The following is an 11,527-nucleotide window of genomic DNA, read 5'->3' on the forward strand; positions in this document are numbered from 1 at the left end:
GCTGTTTGGTGGCGATGGCGGAGGGGTTCCACGCGTACCCATCCCGAACACGACCGTTAAGCCCTCCAGCGCCGATGGTACTTGGACCGCAGGGTCCCGGGAGAGTAGGACGTCGCCAAGCAATTAAAGACCACTGTTGAGATATCTCGACGGTGGTTTTTTTATATTTCTTGCTGATTAGGTGATGAATGGAGAATAACAAACAATCTCATACTATCCATAATAGTAATAAAATTGTTCGCCTGGAGTGGACATTTATTTGTTTGTACATGAATAGGAATCAAATGAATTACGAATTACCAAAACAAGACGCTTATCCTTGACAGCCTCATACCGCTTTGCTAAGATTGCAATAATATATTTTTAGAGACGACGTTAATCAGAGGACAAGCCCTGTATGATAAGGAGTTTGGACAATGAATGCGCCAATACAATCAAGGGAGGAACTTTCTGGTGTGGGAATCTAAGTTTGTGAAGGAAGGCTTAACTTTTGACGATGTGCTGTTAGTACCTCGTAAATCGAGTGTACTGCCACGGGAAACAGACGTATCGACAATTTTGAGCGATAAGGTTAAATTGAACATTCCATTTATGAGTGCAGGTATGGACACAGTTACCGAGGCTCCATTGGCAATTGCAATTGCTCGCGAAGGCGGTATCGGTGTTATTCATAAAAATATGTCGGCTGAGCAACAAGCCGAAGAAGTGGATCGCGTAAAGCGTTCAGAGAGTGGCGTTATTACTAATCCATTTTCGCTTTCTCCAGATCATACTGTTGAAGACGCGGATCGTGTAATGGCGAAGTATCGCATTTCTGGTGTTCCTATTGTGGATGCAGAAAATAAGCTTATAGGTATTTTGACGAACCGGGATCTTCGTTTTGTTCATGACTACAGCATTCAGATTAAAGAAGTGATGACACATGAGAACTTGGTAACAGCTCCTGTCGGCACTACGCTTCAAGAAGCAGAAGTGATTTTGCAGCAGCACAAGATCGAGAAGCTTCCATTGGTTGATGAAAGCAACACGTTGAAGGGACTTATCACGATTAAGGATATTGAGAAGGCAATCCAATATCCGAAAGCTGCGAAGGATGCTCAAGGACGTCTTCTGTGTGGTGCAGCAATCGGTATTTCCCAAGATTCATTCGAACGTGCTGAACTGCTTGTACAAGCTGGTGTTGACCTAATCGTTGTTGACTCCGCTCATGGCCATCATATCAATATTATTGAAGCAGTACGCAAGCTACGCGGCTTGTACCCTGAGTTGACTATCGTAGCAGGGAACGTAGCTACTGGTGAAGCAACTCGTGATTTGATTGAGGCAGGCGCTTCTGTAGTTAAGGTTGGTATTGGACCAGGTTCCATCTGTACGACTCGGGTTATTGCTGGTATCGGCGTACCACAAATTACAGCTGTATACGACTGTGCGAGCGTAGCTCGTGAGTACGGCATCCCTGTTATTGCGGATGGCGGTATTAAGTACTCAGGTGATATTACAAAAGCAATCGCTGCAGGTGCAAGTGCGGTTATGCTTGGAAGCTTGTTTGCAGGTACAGAAGAAAGCCCTGGTGAATCTGAAATTTATCAAGGCCGCAGCTTCAAGGTATACCGCGGTATGGGCTCGCTAGGCGCAATGAAGCAAGGCAGTAAGGATCGTTACTTCCAAGACAGCAGCAATGAGAAGAAGCTGGTTCCAGAAGGCATTGAAGGCCGTGTAGCTTACAAGGGGCCTTTGGCTGATACGATCCATCAATTGCTTGGCGGATTGAGAGCAGGTATGGGTTACTGTGGTACGAACACTCTGAAAGAGCTTCAAAATGATACTCATTTTGTGAAGATATCTGGCGCAGGATTGCGTGAAAGTCATCCGCATGATGTACAAATTACAAAGGAAGCTCCTAACTATTCCATGTAATTGTGTTGCATTTACGGAAAATGTCGACAAGGAAAGACAGGGTATTACAACCCTGTCTTTTTTTTGCGTGTCTGGCTATGTTAGAATAGCTATGGGACTCAACAGGAGAGGAGTTGTACGTAGTGTCTAAGCAACATACAACAGTGAAACATAACAAATGGAAACGAGCGGTCGCTTTGGTTACCGCATGTCAAATATTAAGCTTCGCCTTATTGCCATCAGCAGGAATGGTGGCGGCTGAAGCAGCTGCTCAAACTCAAACGCAAACGAAGCAAGTAGCGGCAACGAAGGGGAACAACAATCAAGTTATTACGGATAAGTCTAAGCTTGATTTGAAGCTTCGCTCCGCGGTTCTTATGGAAGCTTCAACGGGCAAAATATTAGTCGATATTGACTCGGAGATCTCTTATCCTCCAGCAAGCATGACGAAGATGATGACAGAGTACATTGTCATGGAGAAAGTGAAGAAAGGCGAGTTGAGCTTCGACGACGAGGTTGTAGCGAAGAAAAATGCGTCCGTAACAGAAGGATCCCGCATCTTCTTGGCAGAAGGGGATACGCATAAGGTTCGCGATTTGTATATTGCGATGGCAATCGGATCTGCCAACGATGCAACGGTAGCTCTAGCGGAGCATATTGCTGGCTCTGAGGCTGAGTTTGTAAAAATCATGAACGAGACAGCAAAGCGTCTTGGCATGACGAAGACACACTATATCAACTCTACTGGATTGGATTGGGCAAGCATGCCTGAAGGCTTCCGCCCCGCTGAAAAAGCAGAGACGATGATGTCAGCAATGGATGTGGCCAAGCTGGTGCGTGCAATCGTTAATGATCACCCTGAATTCAGTGAGTATACGAAGATTCAATCCTATAAGTTTAGAGAACGTGACAAAACGCCAATCTCCAACTTGAACTGGATGCTTGAAGCCAATAAAGATGTCGTGAACTTCAAGCGTTATGCTTATCAAGGCTTGGATGGAATGAAAACAGGATTTACTGATATTGCTCAATATTGCTTCGCAGGTACAGCAGTACGCGATAATATGCGACTGATCTCAGTTGTAATGGGCGCGAAAGATAAAGGAGCACGGTTCGAAGAAACAGCGAAGCTGCTTAATCACGGGTTCGAGCATTTTGAAATAAAGAATGAGATTGCACCGAAGAAGACTGTAGCAGGTGTAGAGACAGCTCCAATCAAAAAAGGTGTAGATACGGAAGTGCCAATTGTTGCTGAAACAGGCGTTTCGTTCGTAATTCCAAAAGGTGCGACCACAGAAGGAAAAATTACACAAGAAGTGAATCTGAAGCCGGCAAATGAGCTTGTTGCGCCTATTAAGAAGGGACAGCAAGTGGGTACAGTGACGTTCACATACAAGGACAATGGCGCCGAGCAGAAGAAGACCGTGAACATGATTGCAACAGAAGAAGTGGAGAAGGGCAGCTGGTGGCGTCTATTCTTCCGTGCAATCGGGGAATTCTTTGCAGATTTGTTCAAGTCTATCAAGAATTTGTTCTAGTTTCGCAGTATTGGTCATAGGAATTGGCTTTCGTCTGTGACAAAATCAATTGTCTATTCGAATGACGATCATGTAAAATAGAGGGATGAAACTGTAACAATAGAAAATGACTGACTAGTGGCGGGGGGCAATCGAAAATGGAAACAGGTACAGCTCGAGTAAAACGTGGTATGGCAGAGATGCAAAAGGGCGGCGTCATTATGGACGTCATGAATGCAGAGCAAGCGAAAATTGCTGAAGCAGCAGGCGCAACAGCAGTTATGGCGCTTGAACGTGTCCCATCTGATATTCGTGCAGCTGGTGGCGTAGCTCGTATGGCAGATCCAACAATCGTAGAAGAGGTTATGAAGGTTGTATCGATTCCAGTTATGGCGAAGGCACGCATTGGTCATTACGTAGAAGCCAAAGTATTGGAATCCCTTGGCGTAGATTACATCGATGAATCAGAAGTACTGACTCCAGCAGACGAAGTATTCCATATTGACAAAAATACATTTACCATCCCATTCGTATGCGGCGCTAAAGACTTGGGTGAAGCACTTCGCCGTATTAGCGAAGGAGCAGCAATGCTTCGTACGAAGGGTGAACCGGGAACAGGCAATATTGTTGAGGCTGTTCGCCACATGCGCTTGATCACTAGCCAAGTTCGCAAAGTTCAGAGTTTGTCGAAGGACGAGCTGTATGCAGAAGCGAAAAACTTGGGTGTAGCGTATGACTTGCTGTTACATGTTCATGAGACAGGTAAGTTGCCAGTTGTGAACTTCGCTGCAGGCGGCGTTGCAACACCAGCAGACGCAGCATTAATGATGCATCTGGGCGCTGACGGCGTATTCGTTGGCTCTGGTATTTTCAAATCTGACAGTCCTGAGAAGTTCGCTCGTGCGATTGTGGAAGCGACAACTCATTATGAAGATTATGCTCTAATTGCGAACGTATCCAAGAACCTGGGTACACCGATGAAGGGGATTGAAATCTCCAAGCTTGCGCCATCTGAGCGTATGCAGGATCGCGGCTGGTAATTATAGAAGCAGGGCAGCTGAGGAAGCACCGTGACGGTGCTTCCTAGTCGGCGTTAAGCGCCCTGTATCCTATCTATAGGTGTATTAGTATAGCCTCAGGGGAAAGAAGGGACTTCACGGATGAACATCGGAGTATTGGCGCTGCAAGGCGCGGTAGCAGAACATATGCGCAGCTTGGAGGCGGCAGGAGCCCATGCGGTAGCCGTGAAGCGGCCAGAACAGCTTGATGAGCTTCAGGGGCTTGTCATTCCCGGTGGAGAGAGTACAACCATTGGCAAGTTGATGCGGAAGTACGGCTTTATCGAGGCGATTCAGGCATTTGCAGCAGCTGGCAAGCCGATCTTCGGCACATGTGCGGGACTGATTTGCTTGGCGGAACGAGTGGAAGGCCATCAAGGCTCAGAGGAGCCGCATTTGCAGCTGATGGATATGACGGTAATGCGCAACGCATTTGGACGGCAGCGTGAAAGCTTCGAGGCAGATTTAGATGTGAAAGGGATTGAGCAGCCTGTACGTGCGGTTTTCATTCGCGCACCGCTTATCCAATCGGTCGGTGAGTGTGTTGATGTACTCTGCGAGGTGAACGGGGAGATTGTAACAGCAAGACAAGGCTCGCTTCTAGCTTGCTCGTTCCATCCGGAGCTGACATCAGATATTAGCCTGCACAGCTATTTCGTTGATATGGTTAAACATGCTGCAAATGTAGTAGGATAAAGAATAACAAACACTTTGACTCTCCTGATGCTAGGAGAGTTAAGGTGTTTTTCTCGGATATACGGTATAATAGTGAAATAGTATGATACGGATCGAATCAAATCAGCCCAGCGTATATCGTGAGGGGTGTTCATCCGTTTCTGGCAGGAGGGTCAATCGGTGCTAGATATCAAATTGTTAAGAAGTGATTATGGACGTGTAGTAACAGCACTCCAAAATCGAGGCAAATCGGAAGAAATGATCGCGGACTTCCCGGAGCTTGACGCACGTCGCCGCGAAATGCTGCAAGAGACCGAGCAGTTGAAAAATCAACGCAATGTCGTGTCTCAAGATGTAGCGAAGAAGAAAAAAGCAGGCGAGTCAGCCGACGAACTTATTGCGCAAATGCGTGAAGTAGGCGATCGGATTAAGGAGCTCGATGAAGAGATTCGTGGTATTGAAGTACAAATGGAACAGATTACATTATCCATTCCAAATGTTCCTCATGAAAGTACACCAGTAGGTAAATCAGAGGAGGATAACGTAGAAGTTCGCCGTTGGAGCGAGCCTACCGCATTCTCCTTCGAAGCAAAGGCGCATTGGGATATCGCGCAGGATCTCGGCATCTTGGACTTCGAATCAGCTGCGAAGGTAACAGGCTCTCGCTTCGTATTCTACAAGGGGGCAGGAGCTCGCTTGGAGCGTGCCCTAATCAGCTTTATGCTGGACGTGCATACGATGCAGCATGGATATGAAGAAGTGCTCCCTCCGCTTATCGTGAACCGTGACAGCTTGATCGGTACAGGTCAGCTGCCGAAGTTCGAGGAAGATCTATTCAAGCTGGAAGGTACGGAGTATTACCTCATCCCGACGGCAGAAGTTCCTGTAACGAACCTCCACCGCGATGAGATTCTGACGGACGAGCAAGTTCCTCGTTATTATACAGCTTACAGCTCTTGCTTCCGTTCTGAAGCAGGCGCATCTGGCCGTGATACACGCGGACTTATTCGTCAGCATCAATTCAATAAGGTTGAGCTGGTGAAGATGGTTAAGCCAGAGGATTCTTATGCTGAACTGGAATCACTGACGAACCAAGCAGAGAAGATTCTGCAGCTGCTTGGCTTGCCGTATCGTGTGATGGCATTGTGCACAGGAGACATTGGATTCAGCTCTGCGAAGACGTATGATTTGGAAGTATGGCTGCCGAGCAGCGGTACGTACCGTGAGATTTCGTCCTGCTCGAACTTTGAGGACTTCCAGGCGCGTCGTGCGAACATTCGCTTCCGCCGCGATACGAAATCCAAGCCTGAGTTCGTGCATACGCTGAATGGCTCTGGCCTTGCGATTGGACGTACTGTCGCTGCGATTATGGAGAATTACCAACAAGAAGACGGTTCCATTGTGATTCCAGAAGCATTGCGTCCTTATATGGGCGGATTGGAATCCATTCGCCGCAAATAATTGAAAGATCATAGTTGCATTGCTGTAATGCCTATGATATAATAAAGACTGTCCGACTCGACTCGGGCAGTCGAATGTGGAGAGGTACCGAAGTGGTCATAACGGGGCGGTCTTGAAAACCGTTAGGGTGCAAGCTCACGTGGGTTCGAATCCCACCCTCTCCGCCATAACTTTTACATGTAGAACCCACATCCTTGGTGATGTGGGTTTTTTGCTGTATAAAATGCCTCTGCTGGCCGCAAACTGTAATTGAATAGTGGAGGTGTAGCTCTTATGAATCAGGAAGAACAACCGCAAGTCGATCAATCGAGGCTTGTGGATGCATGGCAGCAAACGTTGCCGGCGAAGCTTGAGCCTGGCGATAAAGCCACAGTACTGCCTGACGGCGCCAATCCACAGGCACTCGTTATTCATATCGATACAGCCGGCCGCCAAATGTACTCATTCGATTTCCATTGCGCTTATGTGGATTCGCGCGAGGTAGAGCTCAATCTCATCGATGTCGAGAAGAGTGGGGTTCATATCGATGAGCGGACTGAGGTTGTGCAGGAGCTTGTACAGAATTATGTGCGTCATATTCATGAATGCGCGCAAGCGCTGCATGATGTAACCCATCACGGCTTACAGTAGGAGGGATGAAGGTGACGAAAGCAAAGGATGGTCTGGACAAAAATTTGAGCAATGTCGTCAAGGACTTGGAGCAGGCACCGGTCAATAGTCATCATGCCCAGCAGTTACAGCAGGATCACAATGATCGACGCCATCAGGATGCACTGAATCATGATAAGCCGACGGACTTAGAACACTTATAATGACGGAGGAGTGTGCGTGCAATGAGCAAGCCAAGAGCAGTCCCTGTACCTAACCAGGAGCAATCCAGCCGGCATCAAGCAGGTAATGAACGGAATGCGATGCAAGAGCCATTGTCAGGGTCTAAGAAGACGAAGATGGCGAATCATGTCAGCCACAACAATCCTGAGGGATAAGATAACCGGGTACAAGCAACACGGATTTTCCTTGCAAGAGTGAGGAGAGTCTGTGTTTTTTTATGCAAATAAATAGGGTATGTTGAAGTTCGAATTAGTACTATTATTATTAATATTTACCAATAGGGTCCAACAAGGAAGTGAATTCCGATATAATAATGAGTGTAGTGTATTTAAGGCTTATATAGAGAGGTGAACGCGGTGGAGCATCTGACAACGAACACCAGTGCAGACAGCAACAGTTCTAAGGGGAATCATGCATCGGCTTCGCAGGATATGGATCAGTTTGAGGCAATTGCCCAATTGGGAGCACTCGATTCTGCAGCTATTGCCAGTGTGCAGCAGTATCAGCACACGAAGATCGGCCTAATCAAGCTTCTCAAGCGAATTATCTTTATTGTCATTGGGTCAGTCTTAATGGGTGTCGGACTTGAGCTATTTCTTGTTCCGAATCAAATTACAGACGGTGGAGTAACCGGCATTTCGATTATTTTGTCTTATGTAACCTCAGTGCCACTCGGTGTATTTCTATTTCTACTTAACTTGCCCTTCCTGATTATCGGCTACAAACAAATTGGCAAAACCTTTGCCCTATCCACATTACTCGGCGTCCTAGTGATGTCGCTCAGCACGACGCTGCTTCACGATGTAAGTGCATTTACAGAAAATACGTTCCTGGCTGCCGTATTTGGCGGGATTATTCTCGGTATTGGCGTGGGGCTCGTCATTCGCTATGGTGGTTCTTTGGACGGTACAGAGATTATAGCAATTTTGCTTAACAAACGTTCTCCCTTCTCCGTCGGCGAGATCATTATGTTCTTCAATTTGTTCATACTCACGAGTGCGGGCTTCGTATTTGGCTGGGATCGTGCGATGTATTCCCTCATTGCCTATTACATTGCATATAAAATGATCGATATTACCGTTGAGGGATTGAACGATTCGAAGGCGGTGTGGATTATTAGTGACAATCACAAGGAAATCGGCGATGCGCTGCTTAGACGTCTCGGTCGGGGCGTTACGTATATGAAAGGCGAGGGCGGCTTCTCCGGAGATGAGAAGAAAGTGATTTTCACCGTCATTACCCGATTGGAGGAAGCGAAGCTCAAGGGGATCGTAGAGGAGCATGATGAGCATGCGTTTCTTGCAATCGGCAACATTCATGACGTTAAGGGTGGCAGATTTAAGAAAAAGGACATTCATTAAGCAGTGAAAGATAGGACGAAGTTCATAATTCTATGTACAGGGTCGCGAAATATGTTTCAAAGGAACTATTTTCATTATCATACGTATAAGTTAATATATACTGGGTAATTTTAGCTCACTTATTATGATGAATAGGGGTTGAAGAGATTGAAGAGAGGTTTAAAAGGGGCATTAGCACTCATATTTGCTTTAGCACTAATTATTACGGGTTGTGGAGCCAAGTCTAGTCCGAAGGAATTAATTGAAGGTTCTCTAGGCAAGTCCTTCGATATGAAGTCCTATGCATTCAATACATCGATTAAGCTTGAAGATCTTCAAATGGATAATGGTGGAGCAATGGATCCAAATGCACAGATGGTCTTGAACATGCTTAAAAATGCTGAGCTTAGTGTAAATGGTGTAGTTCAACAAGAGCCTATGAAGATGGAAGCGAATCTCGAAATCAGCCTTAAAGGCGATATGGAAATGAAATTTTCTCTCCCATTGACTATGGATGAAAATAAAATGTGGGTAAAAATCCCGAATATTCCGATGTTGGCGGGCCAAATTCCAGATGAGTTGATCGGCAAAACAATTGAGATCGATTTAAAGAAAATGGCAGAGCAATCCGGCCAAGAGCTTCCTTCTGCGAAGGATATGAAGGCAATGCAGAACCTCTCGAATGATATGTTCAAAGCATTCCTCGGCAAGTTCGATGAGAAAATGTATTTCTCTACAGTAGAGAAAAAAGACGCTGGTCTTCCTGAAAATGTAGATGCAAAGCAAATTGTGAAGTTCAATGTTACCAATGAGAACTTGGAGCAATTCGTTACAACCCTTGTTAAAGAGGCATTGCCTGCACTAGCAGATGTAATGGGTAAGGAAGAGTACAGCAAGCTGTTTAAATTGGAAAAAGACCAAGTTGAGAAAATGAAGCAAGAAATGAAAACAGATGACAGCGAACTGAAAAAGGATATCGAAGAAATGAAAAAGTCGCTGAAGATTAACGAACTGAGCGTCACTACAGCGATTAACAAAGATCAATATCCTGCATATCAAGTAATTGTAGCCAACTTGGATGTGACTGGCGACGATGGTGTGAAATCGAAGGTTGCCGCTCGCGTTACGACTGAGTTGAGCAAGATCAACGAGAAGGTTGAATTCAAGCCTGTACCAACCGATGTTCTGACAATGGAACAATTGCAGCAAATGTTCGGTGGATATTAAGATATAGTCATTAGCAAGACCGCCGCTCCTAGAGAGTGGCGGTCTTTTGTTATGCGCGGAATAGTTAGAAGAAGAGGAGGAGGTATGCAAATGGGATCTAATATGGGCAAGACATGACTTGACGCTTCATTCTGTAATGTATATGGTTTACATATACAATATATAAGGTGTGTGGCCACAATGATTCACATTCGTATCGAATCATCGACTGACGAGCCGATATACGAGCAGATTGCAAGACAAATACGAACTGGTATATTCAGTGGTGATTTTAAGCCTGGAGATGCGCTCCCTTCTATACGACAACTGGCTAAGGATTTGCAAATTAGTGTCATTACAACGAAGCGTGCTTATGAGGAACTGGAGAGGGAAGGGTTTATTGACAGCATGGTTGGCAAGGGATCCTTCATCTCGGGCGCAAATCCACAGCTGATACGTGAGCAGCGTCTGCATCAGATGGAGATGATGATCGAAGAAGCGGTGAAGGACGCTAAGGCACTGAACGTATCCTTGTCTGAATTAATGGAGCATATTCGATTGGTCTATGAGGAGAGTGAATGAATCGTAAAGGAGAGAGTGACAATAAATAGAATTTGTTAGAAAGGACTTATAATCGTGAGCGATAGGAGCTTTATCAACCGTGCAGATTTCATTCTAGAACGGAAGCAGTGAAGCCGCATTGCTCAACTTCGTTGATTCTGCGGCTTCTTTATGCTTATTGATTAAGCTTTGCCGCGCAGACGGCGGAAGAATTTCGTTAACATTGATGCACATTCTTCTTGCAGCACGCCCTCAATGACTTCTGCACGATGGTTGAAGCGGGGCTCTTGAAGCAGGTTCATCAGTGTGCCTGCGCAGCCTGCCTTTGGGTCGGTCGTGCCGTATACAACGGTAGGCACTCGGGATTGAACGATTGCCCCGGCACACATCGGGCAAGGCTCCAAAGTAACATATAAAGTGCAATCAAGCAGCCGCCAAGCTTGAAGATGCTCACTCGCCTCTCGAATCGCGATCATCTCGGCATGTGCAGTAGAGTCAAGCGATGTCTCTCGCAAATTGTAGCCGCGTCCAATAATCTCATTCTGATGGACGACAATAGCGCCAATGGGAACCTCTCCAATTGCCTCGGCCTTGAGGGCCTCTTCAATGGCCCTACGCATCCAGTATTCGTGCTGGCTGATTTGTTCAGGTTCAATCGATTGTATTTCCAACTTCAGCTTCCTTTCTCGTATCCCTGCCTCTATGGTATCCAGCGATCTTGTATTAGACGCAAATATGTGTAAAAGTCTAGTCGTTATTCATCGAACAAATATTCGTTGTTAACAGTGTGTGTATAAAATTGTGGATAACTATATGGATGTACACAGTATTATACACATCTTATCCAAAACTGTTCACATTATGTGCATAACCTGTTGATAACCATATGTTATACACATGAAGCAGGGGTCCGAACTTAATCGATATTATTATACCTTCTTCCCACAATAATCGCCAAAACAATGGACAAATCGCCCTATAT

At 45.9% G+C, this 11,527-nt stretch carries 12 protein-coding genes, 1 tRNA gene and 1 rRNA gene; 13 read left to right on the plus strand and 1 reads right to left on the minus strand.

All coding sequences use genetic code 11. The features are described 5' to 3' along the window. Positions 1-4: 4 nt before the first annotated feature. The 13 genes from rrf to RQP50_RS27825 all read left to right on the plus strand — a co-directional run bounded on the left by rrf (position 5) and on the right by RQP50_RS27825 (position 10,566). Positions 5-121: ribosomal RNA gene (rrf, locus tag RQP50_RS27765) — 5S ribosomal RNA — on the plus strand. A 332-nt stretch (positions 122-453) separates the two neighbouring features. Next, positions 454-1,917, plus strand: a complete 1,464-nt coding sequence (gene guaB, locus RQP50_RS27770) for an IMP dehydrogenase (protein ID WP_021253505.1) — start codon at positions 454-456, stop codon at positions 1,915-1,917. A 122-nt stretch (positions 1,918-2,039) separates the two neighbouring features. Continuing rightward, the gene (locus tag RQP50_RS27775) at positions 2,040-3,434 is read left to right on the plus strand and encodes a D-alanyl-D-alanine carboxypeptidase family protein (RefSeq protein WP_315747388.1); all 1,395 of its coding nucleotides are present in this window, start codon (positions 2,040-2,042) and stop codon (positions 3,432-3,434) included. Positions 3,435-3,571: 137 nt separating this feature from the next. Further along, a complete protein-coding gene (gene pdxS, locus RQP50_RS27780) occupies positions 3,572-4,453 on the plus strand; it encodes a pyridoxal 5'-phosphate synthase lyase subunit PdxS (RefSeq protein ID WP_021253503.1) in 882 nt (293 codons plus the stop codon). Between the two features lie 120 nt (positions 4,454-4,573). Next, positions 4,574-5,167 (plus strand): pyridoxal 5'-phosphate synthase glutaminase subunit PdxT, encoded by a 594-nt coding sequence (gene pdxT / locus RQP50_RS27785; protein ID WP_315747389.1) that lies wholly within the window; start codon positions 4,574-4,576, stop codon positions 5,165-5,167. A gap of 159 nt (positions 5,168-5,326) precedes the next feature. Beyond that, positions 5,327-6,607: a serine--tRNA ligase gene (serS, locus tag RQP50_RS27790; protein WP_021253501.1), complete on the plus strand. Its 1,281-nt coding sequence runs from the start codon at positions 5,327-5,329 to the stop codon at positions 6,605-6,607. A 78-nt stretch (positions 6,608-6,685) separates the two neighbouring features. Further along, positions 6,686-6,774: transfer RNA gene (locus RQP50_RS27795), tRNA-Ser, on the plus strand. Positions 6,775-6,880: 106 nt separating this feature from the next. Then, the gene (locus tag RQP50_RS27800) at positions 6,881-7,237 is read left to right on the plus strand and encodes a hypothetical protein (protein ID WP_021253500.1); all 357 of its coding nucleotides are present in this window, start codon (positions 6,881-6,883) and stop codon (positions 7,235-7,237) included. 11 nt (positions 7,238-7,248) lie between these two features. Continuing rightward, a complete protein-coding gene (locus RQP50_RS27805; protein WP_162833944.1) occupies positions 7,249-7,419 on the plus strand; it encodes a hypothetical protein in 171 nt (56 codons plus the stop codon). A 21-nt stretch (positions 7,420-7,440) separates the two neighbouring features. Next, a complete protein-coding gene (locus RQP50_RS27810) occupies positions 7,441-7,593 on the plus strand; it encodes a small acid-soluble spore protein P (RefSeq protein WP_028532403.1) in 153 nt (50 codons plus the stop codon). A 201-nt stretch (positions 7,594-7,794) separates the two neighbouring features. Then, positions 7,795-8,799, plus strand: coding sequence for a YitT family protein (locus tag RQP50_RS27815; RefSeq protein WP_021253498.1), 1,005 nt, complete (start codon positions 7,795-7,797; stop codon positions 8,797-8,799). 147 nt (positions 8,800-8,946) lie between these two features. Then, positions 8,947-10,005, plus strand: a complete 1,059-nt coding sequence (locus RQP50_RS27820; protein ID WP_072731788.1) for a hypothetical protein — start codon at positions 8,947-8,949, stop codon at positions 10,003-10,005. A 180-nt stretch (positions 10,006-10,185) separates the two neighbouring features. Then, positions 10,186-10,566, plus strand: coding sequence for a GntR family transcriptional regulator (locus RQP50_RS27825; RefSeq protein ID WP_175560814.1), 381 nt, complete (start codon positions 10,186-10,188; stop codon positions 10,564-10,566). A 161-nt stretch (positions 10,567-10,727) separates the two neighbouring features. Here the strand turns inward: RQP50_RS27825 and tadA are convergent, their stop codons facing one another. Beyond that, positions 10,728-11,216 (minus strand): tRNA adenosine(34) deaminase TadA, encoded by a 489-nt coding sequence (gene tadA / locus RQP50_RS27830; protein ID WP_315747390.1) that lies wholly within the window; start codon positions 11,214-11,216, stop codon positions 10,728-10,730. Positions 11,217-11,527: the final 311 nt, after the last annotated feature.

This window comes from Paenibacillus suaedae, from assembly GCF_032337355.1.
GTDB lineage: Bacteria > Bacillota > Bacilli > Paenibacillales > Paenibacillaceae > Paenibacillus_B > Paenibacillus_B suaedae.